This is a genomic window from Mesorhizobium sp. WSM3866, from assembly GCF_002294795.1.
Lineage (GTDB): Bacteria > Pseudomonadota > Alphaproteobacteria > Rhizobiales > Rhizobiaceae > Mesorhizobium.
Genome location: NZ_NSGC01000006.1, coordinates 296,155 through 317,323, shown reverse-complemented (window position 1 = coordinate 317,323; position 21,169 = coordinate 296,155). Strand labels below are relative to the sequence as shown.

15 protein-coding genes and 1 pseudogene are annotated in these 21,169 nt (G+C 63.3%); 13 read left to right on the top strand and 3 right to left on the bottom strand.

Going from position 1 to position 21,169, the window contains the following annotated elements; translation table 11 throughout:
- Positions 1-95 precede the first annotated feature (95 nt).
- Entirely contained in the window at positions 96-332 is a 237-nt protein-coding gene (locus tag CK222_RS16560; protein ID WP_095801132.1) for a hypothetical protein, read from the bottom strand.
- A 228-nt stretch (positions 333-560) separates the two neighbouring features.
- Between CK222_RS16560 and hisS the strand changes: the two genes are divergently transcribed.
- From hisS to CK222_RS16530, 6 genes are all read left to right on the top strand, one after another.
- Positions 561-2,063 (top strand): histidine--tRNA ligase, encoded by a 1,503-nt coding sequence (gene hisS / locus CK222_RS16555; RefSeq protein ID WP_095801075.1) that lies wholly within the window; start codon positions 561-563, stop codon positions 2,061-2,063.
- A gap of 174 nt (positions 2,064-2,237) precedes the next feature.
- Complete coding sequence (locus CK222_RS16550) at positions 2,238-3,359, top strand: ATP phosphoribosyltransferase regulatory subunit (protein ID WP_095801074.1); 1,122 nt, start codon at positions 2,238-2,240, stop codon at positions 3,357-3,359.
- Positions 3,356-4,054 (top strand): ATP phosphoribosyltransferase, encoded by a 699-nt coding sequence (gene hisG, locus CK222_RS16545; RefSeq protein ID WP_095801073.1) that lies wholly within the window; start codon positions 3,356-3,358, stop codon positions 4,052-4,054. The genes CK222_RS16550 and hisG overlap by 4 nt, the downstream gene beginning before the upstream one ends.
- Before the next feature lie 70 nt (positions 4,055-4,124).
- Complete coding sequence (locus CK222_RS16540; RefSeq protein ID WP_095801072.1) at positions 4,125-5,891, top strand: AMP-binding protein; 1,767 nt, start codon at positions 4,125-4,127, stop codon at positions 5,889-5,891.
- A gap of 80 nt (positions 5,892-5,971) precedes the next feature.
- The gene (locus CK222_RS16535) at positions 5,972-6,586 is read left to right on the top strand and encodes a poly-gamma-glutamate hydrolase family protein (RefSeq protein ID WP_095801071.1); all 615 of its coding nucleotides are present in this window, start codon (positions 5,972-5,974) and stop codon (positions 6,584-6,586) included.
- Between the two features lie 297 nt (positions 6,587-6,883).
- Positions 6,884-7,987 carry an ionic transporter gene (locus CK222_RS16530; RefSeq protein WP_095801070.1) on the top strand — a complete coding sequence of 368 codons (1,104 nt, stop codon included), beginning with the start codon at positions 6,884-6,886 and terminating at the stop codon, positions 7,985-7,987.
- Between the two features lie 154 nt (positions 7,988-8,141).
- Here CK222_RS16530 and CK222_RS16525 read toward each other — a convergent pair whose 3' ends face one another.
- Positions 8,142-9,050 (bottom strand): hydrogen peroxide-inducible genes activator, encoded by a 909-nt coding sequence (locus CK222_RS16525; protein ID WP_095801069.1) that lies wholly within the window; start codon positions 9,048-9,050, stop codon positions 8,142-8,144.
- Between the two features lie 152 nt (positions 9,051-9,202).
- Here CK222_RS16525 and katG point away from each other — a divergent pair, with 152 nt between their 5' ends.
- Positions 9,203-11,416, top strand: coding sequence for a catalase/peroxidase HPI (gene katG / locus CK222_RS16520; protein ID WP_095801068.1), 2,214 nt, complete (start codon positions 9,203-9,205; stop codon positions 11,414-11,416).
- Positions 11,417-11,562: 146 nt separating this feature from the next.
- On the opposite strand, the pseudogene CK222_RS16515 reads toward katG, so the two are convergent.
- Positions 11,563-12,242, bottom strand: a pseudogene (locus CK222_RS16515) (MIP family channel protein).
- 331 nt (positions 12,243-12,573) lie between these two features.
- Between CK222_RS16515 and CK222_RS16510 the strand changes: the two are divergent.
- The 6 genes from CK222_RS16510 (at position 12,574) to urtA (ending at position 21,116) form a co-directional block, all read left to right on the top strand.
- Positions 12,574-13,863 carry an RsmB/NOP family class I SAM-dependent RNA methyltransferase gene (locus tag CK222_RS16510; protein WP_095801067.1) on the top strand — a complete coding sequence of 430 codons (1,290 nt, stop codon included), beginning with the start codon at positions 12,574-12,576 and terminating at the stop codon, positions 13,861-13,863.
- Positions 13,864-13,956: 93 nt separating this feature from the next.
- Complete coding sequence (locus CK222_RS16505) at positions 13,957-14,415, top strand: PaaI family thioesterase (RefSeq protein WP_066989431.1); 459 nt, start codon at positions 13,957-13,959, stop codon at positions 14,413-14,415.
- Positions 14,416-14,418: 3 nt separating this feature from the next.
- Complete coding sequence (locus CK222_RS16500; RefSeq protein ID WP_095801066.1) at positions 14,419-15,057, top strand: 5'-methylthioadenosine/S-adenosylhomocysteine nucleosidase; 639 nt, start codon at positions 14,419-14,421, stop codon at positions 15,055-15,057.
- A 175-nt stretch (positions 15,058-15,232) separates the two neighbouring features.
- Positions 15,233-16,789 carry a glutamine-hydrolyzing GMP synthase gene (guaA, locus tag CK222_RS16495; protein WP_067327399.1) on the top strand — a complete coding sequence of 519 codons (1,557 nt, stop codon included), beginning with the start codon at positions 15,233-15,235 and terminating at the stop codon, positions 16,787-16,789.
- 435 nt (positions 16,790-17,224) lie between these two features.
- The gene (locus CK222_RS16490; protein WP_141247069.1) at positions 17,225-18,607 is read left to right on the top strand and encodes a DUF6600 domain-containing protein; all 1,383 of its coding nucleotides are present in this window, start codon (positions 17,225-17,227) and stop codon (positions 18,605-18,607) included.
- Positions 18,608-19,805: 1,198 nt separating this feature from the next.
- On the top strand, positions 19,806-21,116 hold the full coding sequence (gene urtA / locus CK222_RS16485) for an urea ABC transporter substrate-binding protein (protein ID WP_067327408.1): 1,311 nt from the start codon (positions 19,806-19,808) through the stop codon (positions 21,114-21,116).
- Positions 21,117-21,169 lie beyond the last annotated feature (53 nt).

The following is a 21,169-nucleotide window of genomic DNA, read 5'->3' as shown; positions in this document are numbered from 1 at the left end:
TTGTGGGCAGGTCGCGCCGAAGGCGCGGGTCGGGTCGCAAAACCGAGTTCATCGCCTCCGACGCTACGCGTCCTCAGATTGGAGGGTGGGCAAGATTAGAGGCTGCCGGCGCTTGTCAGAAACAGCCCGGCGATGATGGCCGCCACGGCGGCAAAGGCCGGGTAGATCACCAGCAGTCCGGTCACCAGCGCGTCGCGCACCGTCGGCCTGTGGGCTTCCGCCACGACCTCGAACGGCCCTGCGGGCTGCTGCGCCGGCTTGGGGGTGGCGCTGCCGGCCGGCCGGAGCTTGGCAACCGGCTTGCTCTCGATGATGTCTTCCGTGGTCGTCATGGCCCGAACCCTTATTTCGGCGCGCTTTATGGTCCTTGATTGTGTCGGCAGCATGCCGCGCTGGTGACGCAATTGTTTCGTTCTTGGCGCCGTTTTGTTTCGAAGGCGCGGCCTTTCCTTCTCGCACAAGGAGAAGGGAAGGCGCCAACCCTTGCCGCCCAAGGCGGTATCGTCTAGGACACGCCCGCTCGAAATAAGTCAGCGTTCACATAGCGAAAAGACCCATCCATGGCCGACAAATCGGAAAAGACGAAAGCGCGCCTGCCGCGCGGTTTTGCCGACCGCAGCGCAGAAGACATTCGCGCCGTCGAGAAGATGATGGCGACTATACGCTCGGTCTATGAGCTTTACGGTTTCGAGCCGGTCGACCAGCCGATGATCGAATATACCGATGCTTTGGGCAAATTCCTGCCCGACCAGGACCGGCCGAACGAAGGCGTCTTCTCGTTCCAGGACGATGACGACCAGTGGCTGTCGCTGCGCTACGACCTGACGGCGCCGACGGCGCGTTTCGTCGCCGAGAATTACGACCGCCTGCCGAAACCCTATCGCAGCTACCGGTCCGGCTGGGTGTTCCGCAACGAGAAGCCGGGCCCCGGCCGCTTCCGCCAGTTCATGCAGTTCGACGCCGACACCATCGGCACGCCGGGCGTCGCCGCCGACGCCGAGATGGCGATGATGATGGCCGACGTGATGGAGGCGCTTGGCATCAAGCGCGGCGACTACGTCATCCGCGTCAACAACCGCAAGGTGCTGGACGGTGTGCTGGAGGCGATTGGGCTTGGCGGTGAGGAGAATGCCGGGCGCAGGCTGACGGTGCTGCGCGCCATCGACAAGCTGGACAAGCTCGGGCCGGAAGGCGTGAGGCTGCTGCTTGGCCCGGGACGATGGGATGGCGGCAAGGAAGGCGAAGGCGATTTCGCAAAGGGCGCGGGGCTGAATGACGCGCAGGCCGAAGCGGTTCTTCTCGCAACGGCAAGGAACGGACAGGCTGGCCAGCATTCCACCGTCGGTGCCAACGCTGTGTATCAGGAAGGCGTCGGCGAACTTGCAACGATTGAAGCTCTGGTCAGGGCTGCAGGATATGGCGAGGACCGCGTTGCGATGGACCGCTCCGTCGTGCGCGGCCTCGAATATTACACCGGCCCGGTCTTCGAGGCCGAGCTGCTGGCCGAGATCCCCAACGACGAAGGTCAGATCGTGCGCTTCGGCTCGGTCGGCGGCGGCGGCCGCTATGACGGGCTGGTCTCGCGTTTCCGCGGCGAGCCGGTACCGGCGACCGGCTTCTCGATCGGCGTCTCGCGGCTAATGACGGCGCTGAAGAACCTCGGCAAGCTCGACACTTCCGACGTCATTGCGCCGGTCGTCGTCCTGGTCATGGATAAGGATACGGAAAGCCTCGGCCGCTACCAGAAGATGGTCGCCGATCTGCGCGCCGCCGGCATTCGCTCGGAAATGTATCTCGGCGGCGCCGGCATGAAGGCGCAGCTGAAATATGCCGACCGTCGCGGCAGCCCGATCGCCGTCATCCAGGGCGGCGACGAGCGCGTCAAGGGCGAGGTGCAGATCAAGGACCTGATCGAAGGCGCGCGCCTGTCGGCCGAGATCACCGATAACGCGGAATGGCGCGCCGCGCGCCCGGCGCAGGTGACGGTGGCGGAGAGCGAGCTGGTCGCCGAGGTGAAGAAGATCCTGGCAGCGCAGGCCGAGGAGCGGGCACGTGGGAAGTAGGGCGCCAACCTCTCCTTCTCCCTTTGTGGGAGAAGGTGGCCGAGCGAAGCTCGGTCGGATGAGGGGTGTTCCAGGGAGCGCCGGCGTCTCATTCCTTCCAGCACCCCTCATCCGTCTTGGCGCTGCGCGCCAATCCACCTTCTCCCACAAGGGGAGAAGGGGAGGTGGCGGTTTATGACTTCCCGCTATCCCGCCATCGCCGCCGACGTCGCAAAACTCTTCGCCGCGCGCGACACCCACGCGGTCGAGGTGGCCGTGCTGCAGCCGGCCGACCCGTTCCTCGACATGGCGGGCGAGGACCTGCGCCGCCGCATCTTCCTGACCGAAAGCGAGACCGGCAAGACGCTCTGCCTCAGGCCCGAATTCACCATTCCGGTCTGCCTCGACCACATCGCCAGCCAGGCCGGCACGCCGCGGCGCTATTCCTATCTCGGCGAGGTGTTCCGACAGCGCCGCGAGGGCGGCAACGAGTTCTTCCAGGCCGGCATCGAGGATCTCGGCGATCGTGATACCGCCGCCGCTGACGCGCGCTCGCTGGCCGACGCGCACGCGCTGCTCTCGCTGGTGCTGCCCAGCGTGCCGCTCGCCATCACGCTCGGCGACCAGACCTTGTTCGAGGCGGTGCTGGCCGCGCTCGGCCTGCCGCGTGGCTGGCGCATGCGCCTCGCCCGCGCCTTCGGCTCGGCGTCGATGCTGGAAGCGGCCCTTGCCGACCTCGCCAATCCGCCGCGCAACAGCCAGCTGTCGGGTCCGGTGGCCTTGCTGGTGCTCGACAGCGATACCGACGGCCTCGCCGCTTATATCGCCGCCGGCATGGAAGAGGCCGGGCTGTCGGCCTCCTCGGGCCGCGCCCCGGCCGACATCGCGCGGCGGCTGATCGAGAAGGCGCAACTGCGCAGCGTGCGGCTGTCCGACGAGGCGTTCTCGGCGTTGAAAGGATTTCTCGAGATCGACGTCGCGCTGGGCGGAGCAACTGAGGCGCTGGAAAAATTCGCCGCCGCTGCCGGCCTGTCCCTTGGCGCGGCGCTCGAAAATTTCGCCGCCCGCGCCGAGGCGATCGCGGCGCATGGCCTGCCGGTCGAAAAGATCCGCTATGACGCCGCCTTCGGCCGTCCGCTCGATTACTATACCGGTCTCGTCTTCGAGATTGCTGCCCAAGGTGGCGACCGTCCGCTGGCGGGCGGCGGTCGTTACGATCGGCTGCTGACGCTGCTCGGCGCGAAGAAGCCCATCCCCGGCGTCGGCTTCTCGGTCTGGCTCGACCGCATCGAAGCATTACGGGAGCCCACGCGATGATCACGCTGGCGATCCCATCCAAGGGCCGTCTCAAGGAGCAGTCGCTTGAAGTCCTGGCCAAGGCCGGACTGGCGGTCGCTCTGCCCGAGGACGACCGCAAATACCGCGCCCGGATCGAGGGCCTCGACAATGTCGAGGTGGCCTTCCTCTCCGCGTCCGAGATCGCTGGCGAGATCGGCCAGGGCGCGGTCGATCTCGGCATCACCGGCGAGGATCTGCTGCGCGAGAACCTCGCCGACTGGGAAGCACGCGCCGAGATCGTTGCCCGTCTCGGCTTCGGTCATGCCGATGTCGTCGTGGCGGTGCCGGATATCTGGCTCGACGTCGATACCATGGCCGATCTCGATGATGTCGCCGCCGATTTCCGCCAACGTCATGGCCGGCGGCTCAGGATTGCCACCAAATACTGGCGGCTGACCCAGCAGTTCTTTTCGCTGAAGCACGGCATCCAGGTCTACCGCATCGTCGAAAGCCTCGGCGCCACCGAAGGCGCACCGGCGGCCGGCCTTGCCGACGTCATCGTCGACATCACCACCACCGGCTCGACGCTGCGCGCCAACCATCTCAAGGTGCTGGGCGATGGAATAATCCTGAAGTCGCAAGCCTGTCTCGTTGCTTCCAGGAAGGTCCGCGACGCGGCCGATGAGGCACAGTTGCGTGGCATCGCCACGAAGATGGCTGCGCTGGTCGCTTAACCCATACCTTCGGCGGGTTTCCACCGTCCCGGCAGGCTGATAGGCTGGCTCATCCCGGGAGGTGACGGCGATGGCGATCAAACTCGACGAGCTCATGAACGCCACCAATCTGCGCGGGCGCGGAACGCATGGCACCTTCATTGCTCCGATGGACGGCAGGGCGCATGTCTCGGGCGACCGTTCGACGCCGTTGCTCGACAAAACCATTCCGGAAATGTTCTCCGATACGGTGAGCAGATACGCCACGCTCGATGCCGCCGTCTTCGTCGGCCAAGACAAGCGCTTCACCTGGAGCGAGCTGTCGGATGCGGTCGACGCGCTGGCCGCCGGCTTCCTGGCGCTCGGGCTGGAGAAGGGCGATCGCGTCGGCATCTGGTCGCCCAACCGTTGGGAATGGCTGGTGACGCAGTTCGCCACCGCGCGCATCGGCCTGATCCTGGTCAACATCAACCCGGCCTACCGGCTCAGCGAGCTGGAATATGCGCTCAACAAGGTCGGTTGCAAGGCGCTGGTCACGGCGGTCAGCTTCAAGACCTCCGACTATCTCGGCATGATCGAGACGCTGGCGCCGGAGATCGCCAAGGCCGAGCCCGGCAAGCTCGAGGCAAAGAAGCTGCCATCGCTGAAGATCGTCATCCGCATGGGCGAGGACAACTCGCCCGGCATGTTCAATTTCGGCGATGTGCTGGCAATGGCCGGACGCGACGAGCATGACAGCCTCGATCGCATCTCCGAAAGCCTGAAGCCCGGCGACGCCATCAACATTCAGTTCACCAGCGGAACGACGGGCGCGCCGAAGGGCGCGACACTCACCCATTCGAACATCGTCAACAACGGCAGCTTCGTCACCTCGGCAATCAAGCTCACCGTCGACGACCGGCTCTGCATCCCTGTGCCGCTCTATCATTGTTTCGGCATGTCGATGGGCACGATGGGCTGCGTCACCAAGGGCGCCACGATGGTCTTCCCTGGCGAAGGTTTTGATGCGGGCGCGACGCTCAGGGCCGTCGCGCAGGAACGTTGCACCGGCCTTTATGGCGTGCCGACCATGTTCGTCGCCATGCTCGATCATGCCGATTTCCGTAGCTTCGACCTCTCCAGCCTGCGCACCGGCATCATGGCCGGCTCGCCATGCCCGATAGAGGTGATGAAGAAGGTGGTGTCGCTGATGCATATGGCGCAAGTGACCATTGCCTATGGCATGACCGAGACCAGTCCGGTCTCCTTCCAGAGCAGCGTCGACGACCCCCTGGAAAAGCGCGTCTCCACGGTCGGCCGCATCCATCCGCATGTCGAGGTCAAGGCGATCGGCGCCGATGGCGCCACCGTCCCGGTCGGCGAGCCGGGCGAGCTCTGCACGCGCGGCTATTCGGTGATGAAGGGCTATTGGGACGACGCGGAAAAGACCCGCGAGGCGATCGACGCGGACGGCTGGATGCACACCGGCGACCTCGCGACGATCGACGCGGAGGGCTACTGCAACATTGTCGGCCGGGTGAAGGACATGGTCATCCGCGGCGGCGAGAACGTCTATCCGCGCGAGGTCGAGGAATTCCTCTACCGCCACCCCAAGATCAAGGAAGTGCAGGTCTTCGGCATTCCCGACGACAAATATGGCGAGGAGATCTGCGCCTGGATCGTGCTGAAGCCCGGCCAGATCGCCACCGCTGAGGAGATCAAGGCCTTCTGCAGCGGCCAGATCGCGCATTACAAGGTGCCGCGCTATATCCGCTTCCGCACCGAGCTGCCGATGACGGTGACCGGCAAGCCGCAGAAATTCCTGATGCGCGAGGCAATGGTGGAGGAACTGGGGCTGGTGGCGCAGAAGACGGCGTGAGGCGGGATTGATCCGGAAATATTCAGCCTTCGCAAAACGCGCTCGAAGCGCAACTGCCGACCACGCGTTTGGATGGGATTATGGACAACGAGTTCCCAAATTTCGCGGCGCTGAAGGCCGCCAAAATCGAAAACGTGGACTATCGCATCGTCGTGCGGCGTGGCGCTCGAACCGGCAATGCGATCGTCCTCGCCCCGCACGGTGGGAAGATCGAGCCCCGCACCTCCCTGATTGCCGAGACGGTGGCAGGGAGCGATCTGGATCTGTATTGCTTTGAAGGAGTGATGCCGCACAACAATCGCGAGTTGCACATAACGTCAAATAACTTTGACGAGGAATCCGCGCTCGACTTGGTGCGGGCGAAGTCGATTGTCGTTGCTATCCATGGTCGCCAGGATCGGGACGATCCCTTGACAGTCTATTTGGGCGGCAAGGATGCTGCGCTGATTACAGAGTTAGTTGGACGTCTTCAGGAAGCCGGCTTCAATACAAAAAAGGACAACCATATTTTTCCAGGCATCGGCGATTTGAACATCGTCAATCGCGGATTGACCGGCAAAGGAGCGCAGCTGGAGATACCATTCTCCCTGCGCCAGCGGCTGGGGAACGAACCGGAACTTTTGCGAAAATTCTGCACGGCGGTTCGCAAGGCGATTGACACCGTCGATGCCAGAAGCCGTTCGATCGTTTCCTAAAGCCGCCTCACCCTAGACCGGCAAGGGGGAGCACGTCACGCACGCGTAAAGTCCTGGCGCGGATGCTTTGAGGTTGGTCATTGCCGGGGCGGGAAACGGCGTAGACCACGGCATCTCGAGGTTTCGGTGCGCTGGAACAGCCGGCGCCGCAACTCCTCGAGCATCCTCGGCAGCAGCGGATCGGCTTCCCGGAAGAAGTCGAACGCCGGGCGATCGGTCCGTCCACTTCGCAATGATGTCGGCTGGGGTGCTTCCCACAGGCTTTTCCGCTAAATTCGCGGAAACGCAGGGGCTTCAATGACTGGTTTCGCGCGGTCGGTGACTTCCTACACGATGCCATTGGCCGCCCTGGTGACGGCTGTCGCGGTCAGAGCCAGCGGCCTTTCGGTGGACGAAGGTTCGCTGAACATCAGGATTGTCGTTGGAGCGCTTTCGAGTGCGATCATGTTCATCACCATTTTCGTGGTGCTCGACCACGCCGAGGCAGTGGCCCGGCGCGTGGGGGAGCCGTACGGGACGTTGGTGCTGACCTTTGCCGTGACGGCAATCGAAGTGTCGATCATCGTTTCCATGATGCTGCATGGAGAGAACAACCCGACATTGGCGCGCGAGTCCGTTTTCTCGACGGTGATGATTATCTCTACCGGCGTCGTCGGTACGTGTCTCACGCTTGGCGGCTGGCGTCATCGCAAGCAGGCAATCGTTCGGCAAGGGACCAGCGCGTATCTCGCGGTTCTGATCGCGCTGACTGTCATGACGCTTGTCCTGCCGACCTACACCCAGACGACGGATCCAGGCACGTTTTCGGCGGGCCAGCTTGGTTTTGTGAGCGTCCTTTCGGTGCTGCTCTATGCAAGCTTCGTGTTCGCCCAGACCGTTCGGCACCGGGACGACTTCGTCCAGGAACAGGCGCACGACGTTTCGATGCGAACTGCCCTTCACGAAAGCCTTTCTGTCGGCGTTCTGCTGCTGCTGAGCGGGCTGATCGGCATCGTCATGCTGGCCGAGCAGGTCGCCGCCGGTGTCGAGGACACGCTCGTTGCCTACCAGGTGACCCAGGCCGACAGTATCGTGGGAGCGATGATCGCCGGGCTGGTTTTGATGCCGGAGGCCATTTCGGCGGTTCGCGCCTCGCTCAACAATGAGCTGCAGCGCGGCCTCAACGTTGCGATGGGTTCGGCCTGCGCCACCATCGGTCTGACGATACCGGCGGTCGCGGCCGCCAGCCTGCTGACAGGCCGAGGGTTGACCCTTGGGCTTCCGGCGGCTGATGCGGTACTTTTGGCCCTGGCGCTTTTCATTTGCAGCGTAAGCTTCAGCACCGAAAGAACGACATTCCTGACCGGAATGGTTCATATTGTGGTGTTCTTTACCTACGTATTTCTCATATTTGTGCCGTGAAGGCTTGCAATCGAACGAGGGATAGAGAACTCGAGGTTGGGACCCGCACTATCGGATTTTCGAAGCGGGCAGCGTTAGCTCCGGTAAGCAGCAGAAGCTTCCGATACGGGGCGTTGGCTGAGAATTGGGATTGGGCAAAGCTCAGAAACCAGGGTCAGCTCGCCAGCACCGCATGATCCAATCCCCGTATGATCTTTGCCAGTTCCACGCATTCGTCCTGGCGCACCTTGTTGCGCCGCCATGCGAGGCAGATCATGCGCTGCGGCATCGGCTCCTGGAACGGCACAATCTTGAGGTCCGGCATGACGCCGGCGGCGCTTGCCGCCATTTCCGGAACCAGCGTCACGCCCAGCCCATGCGCCACCATCTGCAAGAGCGTGGTGAGACTGGTGGCGCCATAGCTTGCCATCGCCACCGGCCGAACATTGCCGCAGACGGCCAGAGCCTGTTCGCGCAGGCAATGACCTTCCTCGAGCAGCATCAGCCGTTCCAGCGCCGGGCTTTCCGGCGGCACGGGCGGCGAGGCGAAAGCCGGATCGCCGGCGGGCACCGCAAGGAAGAAGCGGTCCGGGAAGAGCTCTTCCGTGACAAGCCCCGGATGGTCGAGCGGCAGCGCGGCGATGAAAGCGTCGAGCTTGCCCGAGACATTGTCCTCGACCAGCGATGCCGTCACCGCCTCGCGCAGTTCGAGCTGCAGGCCCGGGAAATGCTTCTTCAATTCCGGCAGGACCCACGGCAGGAGATAGGGCGCTACGGTCGGAATTATGCCCAGCCGGAAGCGGCCTTCCATCGCAGGGCGGCCGCGCCGGGCGGTTGTCTCGACGTCACGTATATCGGCAAGAATGCGCTCGATGCGCGGCTGCAGCACAAGTGCTTCGTCCGTCATCCGCACCGCCTTGCCGCCGCGCTCGAACAGAAGACAGTTCAGCCGCTCTTCCATTTCGGCGATCTGGGCGGAGAGCGCCGGCTGGCTGACGCCGGCAAGCTTCGCGGCGCGGCCGAAATGCAGCGTCTGCGCCAGCGCGTCGAAATAAAGCATCTGTCGCACGGTGAGGCCGATCATAAGGAAAGCTTATCAAAACGAACAGGAAAGGCAATTTGTCTTTATCGCCAAGCCGGCCTAGGCTGGAATCATTCCAGATTGGCGCGGCCGCTGGCCGGCCCCGAAATCTGCGCAGAATCAATCTCGGAAAAATCAAAACCCTGGAGAGTAAGATGGACGCGAAAACCGACGACAACAGCGCTGGCAAATGCCCCGTGGCGCATGGATCCGCCGGCAGGACCAATCGGGATTGGTGGCCGAATCTGCTCGACCTTGGCGTTCTTCATCAGCAGTCGAACCTCTCGGACCCGATGGGCGAGGATTTCAACTACGCCACCGAATTCCGGAGCCTCGATCTCGATGCCGTGATCAAGGACCTGCACCATGTGATGACCGACTCGCAGGACTGGTGGCCGGCCGATTTCGGCCATTACGGACCGCTCTTCATCCGCATGGCCTGGCACAGTGCCGGCACCTATCGCATCGGCGACGGGCGTGGCGGCGCCGGTGCCGGCCAGCAGCGGTTCGCGCCGCTGAACAGCTGGCCGGACAATGCCAATCTCGACAAGGCACGCCGGCTGCTGTGGCCGGTCAAACAGAAATACGGCCGCAAGATCTCCTGGGCCGACCTGATGATCCTTGCCGGCAACGTCGCGCTGGAATCGATGGGCTTCAAGACCTTCGGCTTCGCCGGCGGCCGCGCCGACGTGTGGGAGCCGGAGCAGGACGTGGATTGGGGCTCCGAAACGAAGTGGCTGGACGACCAGCGCTATTCCGGCGACCGTGAACTGCAGGGCCATCTCGGCGCCGTTCAGATGGGCCTGATCTACGTCAACCCGGAAGGCCCGAACGGCAAGCCGGATCCGGTCGCCGCGGCCCGCGACATCCGCGAGACCTTCCGCCGTATGGCCATGAACGACGAAGAGACCGTGGCGCTGATCGCCGGCGGCCACACCTTCGGCAAGACCCATGGCGCCGGCGATGCCTCGCTGGTGGGCGTGGAGCCGGAAGGTGCCGGCATCGAAGCGCAGGGCCTCGGCTGGTCGAGCAAACATGCCACCGGCATTGCCGGCGACGCCATCACCTCGGGCCTGGAGGTCACCTGGACCACGACGCCGACCAGATGGAGCAACAATTTCTTCGACAACCTGTTCAACTTCGAATGGGAGCTGACGAAGAGCCCGGCCGGTGCCAATCAGTGGACGCCGAAGGGCGGCGCCGGCGCCGGCACGGTTCCGGACGCGCACAATCCCTCCAGGCGTCATGCTCCGGCCATGCTCACCACCGATCTCGCGCTGCGCTTCGATCCGGCCTATGAGAAGATCTCGCGTCGCTTCCACCAGTACCCGGACCAGTTCGCCGACGCTTTCGCCCGCGCCTGGTTCAAGCTCACCCATCGCGACATGGGCCCGGTGGTTCGTTATCTCGGCCCGCTCGTGCCGAAGGAAGAGCTGATCTGGCAGGATCCGATTCCGGCGATCGACCACGAACTGGTCAGCGAAGAGGATATCGCCGCGCTGAAGGCGAAGATCCTGGCCTCCGGCCTCACGGTTCCTGAACTGGTCTCAACTGCCTGGGCCTCGGCCTCGACCTTCCGCGGCTCGGACAAGCGCGGCGGCGCCAATGGCGGCCGCATCCGTCTCAGCCCGCAGAAGGACTGGGAAGTCAACCAGCCGGCCCAGCTTTCGAAGGTGCTGGCGAAGCTCGAAGCCATCCAGCAGGAGTTCAACGCGGCGCAGGCTGGCGAGAAGAAGATCTCGCTCGCCGACCTGATCGTGCTCGGCGGCGCCGCCGCGATCGAGAAGGCCGCGAAGGACGGCGGCAATGAGGTGAACGTGCCCTTCACGCCAGGCCGCATGGACGCTTCGCAGGAGCAGACCGATGTCGAATCCTTCGCGGCACTCGAGCCGAGGGCCGACGGCTTCCGCAACTATGTCCGCGGCAGGCTGCCCATGTCCGTCGAAGCGATGCTGGTCGACCGTGCGCAGCTCCTCACGCTGACGGCGCCGGAAATGACGGTGCTGGTCGGCGGCCTGCGCGTGCTCGGCGCCAATCATGGCGGCTCAAAGCACGGCGTGTTCACCGACAGGCCGGGCACGCTGACCAACGACTTCTTCATCAACCTGCTCAGCATGGCGACCATCTGGGATCCGGCGGCCGGCTCCGAGCCAGACTCGGATGAGGTCTATGAGGCGCGCGACCGCAAGACCAAGCAAGTCAAGTGGACCGGCACCCGCGCCGACCTGATCTTCGGCTCGCACTCGCAATTGCGTGCGCTGGCCGAGGTCTACGGCTCGGCGGATGCCAAGCAGAAGTTCGTCAAGGACTTCGTGAAGGCGTGGACGAAGGTGATGAATCTCGACCGCTTCGAACTGGTCGCGAAGTAAAGCATGTCTCCCGAGAGTGGGAGCCGCTTTTGGGCACAAAGGCAACTAAAGCGCACGGAGCGAAACTGAAAGATCGCGATGCGCTTTAGGTCTCATGCTCCCAAAAAAAAGGCGCGGGTTCATGCCCGCGCCTTTTGCATTACGTATCAGTCTTTTTCGAAGATGCCAGTCTTGGCGACGATGCCGGCGATCGCCCCGCCGATCAGTGGCGCGACGATGAACAGCCAGAGCTGGCCGAGCGCCGCCCCGCCCGAAAAACAGCGCCGGGCCGATCGAGCGCGCCGGATTGACCGAAGTGCCCGTCACCGGGATCATGGCAAAGTGGAGCCCTGCCAGCGTCAGGCCTATCACCAGGCCGGCAAAGGCCGTCATGTGCTTGGCGTTGGTGACGCCGAGAATGACGGTGACGAAGGTGAAGGTGCCGATCAGCTCCCACAGGAAGGCCGAGCTGATGCCCCATTTCGCCTCGTCCCAGCCATTTGCGCCGAAGCCCCCGGTGTGGCCGCCGGCCTGACCGGTGACGATGATCCACAGCGCCAGCGAAGCGATGATGGCGCCGATGATCTGCGCGATCCAGTAAGGCACGACTTCCCTCGCCGGCATCCGCCCCGCAAGGAACACGCCGAGCGTCACCGCCGGATTGAGATGCGCGCCCGAGATCGGGCCGATCGCATAGGCCGCGGCGATCAGGCCGATGCCGAACGCCAGGCCGATCCCTTCCTGTCCGAGCGGCAGTGCGCCGCCGAAGCCGCCCGTGACCACGGAGGCCGTGCCTATGAACACCAACAGAAACGTGCCTAGAACTTCTGCCGAGATAAGTCTTCATTGCCCTCTCCTCATAGGGATCCGCCAAAACGCGTTTTCCGCGTCGCGAATCACAGGCGAAAGAGTATTCCTGCCGGCAAAACTTGGAAAGCTGAGTGTTAAGCCAGTGGTCTTGCTTTGCATCCGCCAGTCAAGACATTAGAGAAGTTTCATGTGCGAGGCGTTTTTCTTGTTATCCGCTGACCGCCGACTGCCGCGAAAGAACCTTCCGCCTGTTGCATGGACGATGGCATGGGACAGGTCGTTTTGGCTTCACCGCAAGAGAAGTGTTTCAATCGGAGCCGGAAAGGCTCTAAGAGCAGGGCTGGAAGCAACGATAGACGGAAGCAGGAATGAGACTGGGCGGAAGGCTGGCGGCGGCCATCGAAGTGCTTGAAGACATCGGCCGGCGGCATCGGCCAGTGGCCGACGCCTTGCGCGACTGGGGCTTGTCGCACCGCTTTGCCGGTGGCGGCGACCGCGCGGCGATCGGCAACATCGTCTACGACGCGCTGCGCCGCAAGCGCTCGGCCGGCTGGCTCTTCGGCGAGGAGACGCCGCGCGCCATCGGCTTCGGCGCGTTGCTGCTGGAATGGGGCCAGACGGCGCGGTCGCTGAATGACGCTCTCGACGGCGACAAATTCGCGCCGCCGCTGCTCAGCGCCGCCGAACTGAAAGCGGCAGCCTCCGGCAGGCTCGCCGATGCGCCGGATGCCGTGCGGGCCGATGTTCCGGACTGGTGCGCGCCGCTCCTCGAACACGCCTTTGGCGATGCCTGGGTCGAAGAGGGCGCGGCTCTCGCGATGCGCCCGCCGCTGGATCTCAGGGTCAATGCGCTGCAGGCAGACCGCGGTAAGGTGCTGACGGAACTCCAGGGCACCGGTGCAGCAGCTGCCGCAATCGCGCCGCACGGCATTCGCATCCCGCCGATCAATGGCGACGGCAGGCATCCGAACGTCCAGGCCGAGCCCGCCTTCCAGAAAGGCTGGTTCGAGGTGCAGGACGAGGGCTCGCAGCTTGCAGCAGCGCTCGCCGGCGCCGGGCCAGGCATGCAGGTGCTCGACTATTGCGCGGGCGCCGGGGGCAAGACCCTGGCGCTTTCGGCAGAGATGGACAATCGCGGCCAAGTCTTCGCCCATGATGCGGAAAAGGTGCGGCTGGCGCCGATCTTCGAGCGCATCCGCCGCGCGCACAGCCGCAACATCCAGGTCGTCAGCAAGCCCGCGGAACTCGCGCCGCTCACCGGTCATATGGACCTCGTGCTGATCGATGCGCCCTGCACCGGCAGCGGCACCTGGCGGCGGCGCCCGGACGCCAAGTGGCGGCTGACGGACAGACAGCTCGATGCCCGCAAAGGTGAGCAGCAGGCGATCCTCGACATGGCGCAGGCTTTCGTGAAGCCCGGCGGGCTGCTCGTCTACATGACCTGCTCGGTGTTCGATGCCGAAAACGGCGAGCAGGTCGCAGCCTTCCGCGAGCGCCACGGCGACTTCGCGCCGGTCGACCACCGCCAGCTCTGGGACGGCCGTTTCCCCGGCCACGAGAGCGCTGCGCGTATTGGCGAAGCCGGTGGCATCTCGCTGTCGCCGGCGCTCAGTGGCACTGACGGGTTCTATTTCCACGCCCTGCGCAGGGCCGCATGAGGGCAGCCGGCATTTGCTGCGCTGCAACATAAGAGATTGCCTGTCCTGCCTGCCTCTGCAATAAGCTTCGCCAGCAAAAATGAGGCGAAGGCCATGGCAGCCAAGATCGTACCCGCTCCCGACTATGAGGATCGCGTCAGGACTTCCTTTGCCCGCCAGAAGGCCATGGCCACCATCGGCGCGGAGCTGACGCTGGTCACGCCCGGCATCATCGAGATCGAGATGCCCTATGCCCCTTCGCTCACCCAGCAGCACGGCTTCCTGCATGCCGGCGTCATCTCGACCGCGCTGGACTCGGCCTGCGGCTATGCCGCCTTCTCGTTGATGCCGCAGAATTCCAGCGTGCTGACCATCGAATTCAAGGTCAACCTCTTGGCGCCAGGGAAGGGCGAGCGCTTCCTGTTCCGCGGCTCGGTGACCAAGCCAGGCCGCACCATCATTGTTGCCGACGGCCAGGCCTATGCTTTCGCCGCCGATGGCGAGGCCAAGCTGATCGCCACCATGACCGGCACAATGATGACGGTGGTTGGCCGCGACGGCATCGAGGGGTGATCCATGGCGAGCGTTGCGCGGTTAGGGGAAAAATCCGTCCTCTTCGTCATGGCGGCCGAGGCCGAATACGGTCCGCATCTCAAAAAGCTGTTCACGCCGCTGATGACCGGCGTCGGCCCGGTCGAGGCCGGCGTGCGCCTCGGCGCCGAGCTCGCCACGTTGAAGGCCGAGGATGCGCTGCCTGATCTCGTCGTATCGCTGGGCTCCGCGGGAAGCCGAACGCTCGAACAGACCGAAATCTACCAGGCCGTGTCGGTGAGCTACCGCGACATCGACGCTTCGCCGCTCGGCTTCGCGAAGGGCGCGACGCCGTTCCTCGACCTGCCCGTGACGGTGCCGCTGCCCTTCCTCATTCCCGGCATCAGGACCGCGACGCTGTCGACCGGAGGCGCCATCGTCACAGGCGCCGCCTATGACGCGATCGACGCCGACATGGTCGACATGGAGACCTTCGCCTGCCTGCGCGCCTGCCAGCTGTTCGGCGTGCCTCTGATCGGCCTGCGCGGTATTTCCGACGGCGCGGTCGATCTCAGGCATGTCGGCGACTGGACCGAGTATCTGCACGTCATCGACGAGAAGCTGGCGGCGGCGATAGGTCTGCTAGAGCAGGCGATTGCGTCCGGCGCGATCGGCCTTACTTAATGCATGTCGCCCAAAAGTGCGCAGTGCTTTTGGGAGAACGACATGTATCAAGATGAAACTTGAAGCTCGTCGCCTGGCCCCGTTCGACGCGACGCGCTTTAGGCGTTTTGGCAAGGACCGAACGCCGCAACGCGCCACCATTGCGCCGAATCGGTTCTTTCTTTAAAGGCTCGCCATGACGACACATCCCGACACCGTTCTCATCATCGACTTCGGCAGCCAGGTCACGCAGCTGATCGCGCGGCGCGTGCGCGAGGCCGGGGTCTACTGCGAGATCGTTCCGTTCCAGTCAGCCGCAGAGGGCTTCCGCCGCATCCGGCCGAAGGCCGTCATCCTATCGGGCAGCCCGCACTCGACCGTCGACATCGGCTCGCCCCGCGCGCCCGACGAGGTCTTTTCGTCCGGCATTCCGGTGCTCGGCATCTGCTATGGCGAACAGACGATGTGCGCTCAGCTCGGCGGCAAGGTCGAGGCCGGCCATCACCGCGAGTTCGGCCGGGCCTTCCTGGAGATCGAGGACGACTGCGCACTGTTCGAGGGTGTCTGGGCCAGGGGCACGCGTCATCAGGTCTGGATGAGCCACGGCGACCGCGTCACCGCCATTCCGGAAGGATTCAAGATCGTCGGCACCTCCACCGGCGCGCCCTTCGCAGCGATTGCCGACGAGGCACGGAAGTTTTACGCGGTGCAGTTCCATCCCGAGGTCGTCCATACCCCGGACGGCGCGAAGCTGCTGAGCAACTTTGTCCACCATATCGCCGGCCTCAGCACGGGCTGGACCATGGCTGCCTATCGCGAGCAGGCGGTCGAGGCGATCCGCAAGCAGGTCGGCAAGGGCAAGGTGATCTGCGCGCTATCAGGCGGCGTCGATTCCTCGGTCGCTGCGCTCCTGATCCACGAGGCGGTCGGCGATCAGTTGACCTGCATCCTCGTCGACCACGGCCTGATGCGGAAGGACGAGGCGAAAAGCGTGGTGGAGATGTTCCGCCAGCATTACAACCTGCCGCTGATCCTGGTCGACGCTTCCGACCGCTTCATTTCGGCGCTGGAAGGCGAGAGCGATCCGGAAAAGAAGCGCAAGACCATCGGCCGCCTGTTCATCGAGGTGTTCGAGGAAGAGGCGAAGAAACTTGGCGGCGCCGACTTCCTGGCGCAGGGCACGCTCTATCCCGACGTCATCGAAAGCGTCTCCTTCTCCGGCGGCCCGTCGGTGACGATCAAGTCGCATCACAATGTCGGCGGCCTGCCCGAACGCATGAACATGAAGCTGGTCGAGCCGCTGCGCGAGTTGTTCAAGGACGAGGTGAGGGCGCTGGGCCGAGAGCTCGGCCTGCCCGAAAGCTTCATCGGCCGCCATCCGTTCCCGGGTCCTGGCCTCGCCATACGCTGCCCGGGCGGCATCACCCGCGAGAAGCTCGAGATCCTGCGCGAGGCCGACGCCATCTACCTCGACGAGATCCGCAAGGCCGGCCTCTACGATGCCATCTGGCAGGCCTTCGCCGTGCTCTTGCCGGTGCAGACCGTCGGCGTGATGGGCGACGGCCGCACCTACGAATTCGTCTGCGCGCTGCGCGCTGTGACCTCGGTCGACGGCATGACGGCCGATTTCTACCACTACGACATGAACTTCCTGGGCGCCGCCGCCACCCGGATCATCAACGAGGTGAAAGGCATCAATCGCGTCGTTTACGACGTTACGTCGAAGCCCCCGGGCACCATCGAGTGGGAATGATTCAGGCCCATCCGAACACCGCTGAAATTGCGCTAGAGTTCGATCTAAGTCACTGAGATAAAAGATGGTTTTGGCCGGCAATTTTCGCCGGTCATCGGTGTGCGTCGTTTGGAGGTGCCGTACCGGTTGCCGGACCTCACCCACATTGCCACGATGATTTTTGACAGTACCGTCACGTCATAGAGGGCTTCTGACGGGACCTTTTTCCACGCCAAGCAGCTGAAAAATAAAGGTAAATTCTGCAAATCAGCCCTCAAAACCTGGTGACGGTACTTTAAGCTTCCGCGAAGTTCGGCCATCAGGCGATTACGTTCAATGGCTCGCCATAGCTACCATTTGCAAGGTCCACGACCCCTGGCGGGAGCAAGGCGGAACAATCCGATTGCGGGTGAGTTTTCAAGATGAAGGGCGCATCTGTTTCGGAGGAAGACTGGGATGAAACGCGTCCTTGCCCAAAATGCGGTACGGCTGATGCTGGGCGGCGTAACCGCCTGTCTGCTTACGGTCGTTGATATCCCCAACCCGATTGCACCATTCTCGCTAGTGTCGCAGGCAAGGGCCGCCACCGAGGTTTCGATCAGCACATTCTACGAAGACCTGTCGTCCCATGGCGATTGGGTCTCGTATCATGGAGCGACCGTTTTCGTGCCAGTTGATGTACCTGACGATTGGCGCCCGTATACCCTGGGCCATTGGGTCTATACAGAGGAGTATGGCTGGCTCTGGGTATCCGACGAGCCATTCGGCTGGGCGACGTACCATTACGGCCGGTGGGGCTATGCCGACGATATCGGCTGGTACTGGGTTCCGGGCACTCGCTGGGCGCCAGCATGGGTAACTTGGCGTCGTGACAGGGAGCACATCATTTGGGCTCCGCTGCCGCCGCGCCGTGATCCGGACTTGATTTCAATCGAGGTGACCTTCGACACGACGCCGGATTATTACTGGGTGGTAGTCCCTAGCCGCGAATTCCTTGCTGCCGACGTTTCTGTCGCCGTTATCCGTGATAGGTCCGAGTTTGTGCGGATTGTCGAGGCGGCCCAGCCGGCCGGCGACGTGACCATCCAGAACAACGTGGTGGTCAACAAAGTCATTGATGTTGATGTGATCGAAAAGGAGACGGACCAGAATGTGACTGCCGTCAAGGTCAGCAAGACCGACGCGCCCGAGCAGTCCGGCAAATTGGAAAATGACATGGTCGCGGTCTTCGAAGGTGAGGTGAAAGCCGACCCCAAGGCAAAACCAGCTAAGCTAAAGGACATCGAGCAGGTGAAGCAGGTTCAGGCTGGCCGTAAATCGAAGCCGACCGAAGGCGCAAGGGCCGATGGGGCGGAGCCGGAAGAGACCGCCAAGCCTGAGCAGCCCGCCGCCGAGCAGCAGCAGGCCGAGCCGGAACAGGCCGCCAAGCCTGAGAAGCCGAAGGGCAAGAAGCAGCCCGCCGCCGAACAGGAGGCCGAGCCGGAACAGGCGGCCAAGCCCGAGAAGCCGAAGGCCAAGACGCAGCCCGCCGCCGAGCAGCAGCAGACCGAGCCGGAACAGGCTACCAAGCCTGAGAAACCGAAGGCCAAGAAGCAGCCAGCCGCCGAGCAGCAGGCCGAGCCGGAACAGGCTGCCAAGCCTGAGAAACCGAAGGCCAAGAAGCAGCCCGCCGCCGAGCAGCAGGCCGAGCCGGAACAGGCGGCCAAGCCTGAGAAACGGAAGGCGAAGGAGCAGCCCGCCGCCGAGCAGCAGCAGGCCGAGCCCGAGCAGGCGGCCAAGCCCAAGCCACGGGGCCAGAAAAACAAGGCGTGCGATCCGCAGACTGACGCGAACTGCTAGGCGGCCGCGAAGGAAAGTCGATTGCACAGCCGCCGGAGTTACCCGGGGCGAGTCAGCGACACTCGTCTTTGCAGTCCGAGTCCCTGCGATTCTCCCCGACGTTCCTCGGCTCCGATAGCGTCGGATCCTTGGCGGCGGATGGGCCCAGTGCCGGGACGTTGTTCTGGACCGTCATGACCAATGTTCGGCGGCCGGCGCGCGCATGTCGGTGGGCGGGCCACTGAACGCAGCAAGGGCGAAGCAGTCGTGGCGCTCGAGGAGAAATTCACGCGCTATCGCCAACCCGCTGACGGCTGGTCTGCGCTGCCGAAGCGAAGGGCATGTGAAATCGGGCGGGGCGATGTTGGAACCATTGCCATTTGCCACAGAAGCCGGGCTAGGCCGCGCGTGAGCCTTCGGAGGTAGTGGGGTGCAGAAAACGCGTCAGGGGGGCCTATTTCGTTCACCTGTCGCGCGCCTGTCGAGCGGCGGCACTCGACAAAAGCCGCCGGTGAACAACTCCTGGGACCTTCGCCCCTTGTCGAAGTTCGGTAGCTGGGCGGCGCTGTTGCGTCGGGATGGCATATCGGGCCCGATCGGAACGGGCTGATCAGAGGAGACCCGACAAAAGAGCCGTCCCTCACACCGTCGGGCTCTTTCAATGCATTGGCGGCGCTTTATTGAAGAGCTTTCCGGTGACCAGCTACACCGTTGAAACGATGTCGGGGACGGATGCAGTATTGCCTACGCGAGGACCACCTCACCTAAAGAAGCCGCTGAATGGGTGACCGGCCGCCACGTACAGGACCGGCGAGACGAGACCCAATGGGTTCGCGTCACCGACGACACCAATCGAGCGGTTTACAATTTGCTCCAGATTGGAAAAGCCCGCCGCCGAGACGGACCGGGTCCCTCACTTGTTAGCCGCCCGCGGCGCAAAGATTTCAATTCCCAACATCTCTCGCCGTGCGACTACGGGGGTCGGCAGAAGGCAAACGGCGATTTAAAAACACGCAATAGAAAATTGCGATGAAAATAGAGGCAGAAGCCCAAAATTTGACAACGCCTTGAAGCGGAACGGCCGTTGAAAACTTGAGTTGAAATTATAACCAACTGTAACTGATCGATTTTTTTGCCCGGCACTTTGGACTGTCAGGTTTGGCACGCCGCTTGCACCGCAATGTTGCAATGCAAAACAACCAGCTTGGGAGTGTGCAATATGAGGGGCAATTTCTCGACAATAACAAAATTGTTTTCGGCCGGCGTGATCGCTGCCGGCCTGTCGATATCGGCTCCCGCCAGAGCGGCCGACGACACCATCAAGGTCGGCATCCTCCATTCGCTCTCGGGGACCATGGCGATTTCGGAGACGACGCTGAAGGACGTCATGCTGATGCTGATCGAGGAGCAGAACGCTAAGGGCGGCCTGCTCGGCAAGAAGCTCGAGGCGGTTGTCGTCGATCCGGCCTCCAACTGGCCGCTCTTCGCCGAAAAGGCGCGCGAGCTGATCTCCAAGGACAAGGTCGCGGCGGTCTTCGGCTGCTGGACCTCGGTATCGCGCAAATCGGTGTTGCCGGTGTTCTCGGAGCTCGACAACATCCTGTTCTACCCCGTCCAGTATGAGGGCGAGGAAAGCGAGCGCAACGTCTTTTACACGGGTGCTGCCCCCAACCAGCAGGCCATTCCGGCCGTCGACTACCTGATGAGCGCCGATGGCGGCTCGGTGAAGCGCTGGGTGCTCGAAGGCACCGACTATGTCTACCCGCGCACCACCAACAAGATCCTCGAAGCCTATCTGAAGTCGAAGGGCGTGCCGGCCGAGGACATCATGGTCAACTACACGCCGTTCGGCTTCTCCGACTGGCAGACCGAAGTCTCGGCGATCAAGAAATTCGGCTCGGCCGGCAAGAAGACGGCCGTGATCTCGACCGTCAACGGCGACGCCAACGTGCCGTTCTACAAGGAACTGGGCAACCAGGGCATCAAGGCCGAGGACATTCCAGTCATGGCCTTCTCAGTCGGCGAGGAAGAACTGGCCGGTCTCGACACCGGACCGCTGGTCGGCCACCTCGCCGCCTGGAACTATTTCGAGAGCGTCGACACGCCCGAGAACAAGAAGTTCATCGACGACTGGCACAAGTTCATAAAGAACGACAAGCGCACGACCAACGACCCTATGGAAGCCCACTATATCGGCTTCAACATGTGGGTGAAGGCAGTCGAGAAGGCCGGTACTACCGATCCGGACAAGGTCATCGACGCCATGGTCGGCGTCTCGGTGCCGAACCTGACCGGTGGCTATTCGACGATGATGCCGAACCATCATATCACGAAGCCGGTGCTCATCGGCGAGATCCAGGCCGACGGCCAGTTCGAGACCGTCTCGCAAACGCCCGGCCTTGTGATGGGCGACGAATGGTCCGACTACCTGCCCGATTCCAAGAACCTGATCTCCGATTGGCGCGCGCCGCTCAGTTGCGGCAACTTCAACGTCGCCACCGGCAAGTGCGGCGGCAAGGGCACCAACTGATCCTCCCAGGTCTGTCGGGTCGCCGCGTGGCCCCGCGATCCGAGACCGCGGCC

Bases quoted from the DNA above. Each gene is read 5' to 3' on its own strand.
- katG (WP_095801068.1), top strand. From the start codon at position 9,203: ATGGACGCGAAAACCGACGACAACAGCGCTGGCAAATGCCCCGTGGCG.
- hisS (WP_095801075.1), top strand. From the start codon at position 561: ATGGCCGACAAATCGGAAAAGACGAAAGCGCGCCTGCCGCGCGGTTTT.
- CK222_RS16505 (WP_066989431.1), top strand. From the start codon at position 13,957: ATGGCAGCCAAGATCGTACCCGCTCCCGACTATGAGGATCGCGTCAGG.
- CK222_RS16490 (WP_141247069.1), top strand. From the start codon at position 17,225: ATGAAACGCGTCCTTGCCCAAAATGCGGTACGGCTGATGCTGGGCGGC.
- CK222_RS16530 (WP_095801070.1), top strand. From the start codon at position 6,884: ATGACTGGTTTCGCGCGGTCGGTGACTTCCTACACGATGCCATTGGCC.
- CK222_RS16550 (WP_095801074.1), top strand. From the start codon at position 2,238: ATGACTTCCCGCTATCCCGCCATCGCCGCCGACGTCGCAAAACTCTTC.
- CK222_RS16525 (WP_095801069.1), bottom strand. From the start codon at position 9,050: ATGATCGGCCTCACCGTGCGACAGATGCTTTATTTCGACGCGCTGGCG.
- hisG (WP_095801073.1), top strand. From the start codon at position 3,356: ATGATCACGCTGGCGATCCCATCCAAGGGCCGTCTCAAGGAGCAGTCG.
- CK222_RS16560 (WP_095801132.1), bottom strand. From the start codon at position 332: ATGACGACCACGGAAGACATCATCGAGAGCAAGCCGGTTGCCAAGCTC.
- guaA (WP_067327399.1), top strand. From the start codon at position 15,233: ATGACGACACATCCCGACACCGTTCTCATCATCGACTTCGGCAGCCAG.
- urtA (WP_067327408.1), top strand. From the start codon at position 19,806: ATGAGGGGCAATTTCTCGACAATAACAAAATTGTTTTCGGCCGGCGTG.
- CK222_RS16540 (WP_095801072.1), top strand. From the start codon at position 4,125: ATGGCGATCAAACTCGACGAGCTCATGAACGCCACCAATCTGCGCGGG.
- CK222_RS16535 (WP_095801071.1), top strand. From the start codon at position 5,972: ATGGACAACGAGTTCCCAAATTTCGCGGCGCTGAAGGCCGCCAAAATC.
- CK222_RS16510 (WP_095801067.1), top strand. From the start codon at position 12,574: ATGAGACTGGGCGGAAGGCTGGCGGCGGCCATCGAAGTGCTTGAAGAC.
- CK222_RS16500 (WP_095801066.1), top strand. From the start codon at position 14,419: ATGGCGAGCGTTGCGCGGTTAGGGGAAAAATCCGTCCTCTTCGTCATG.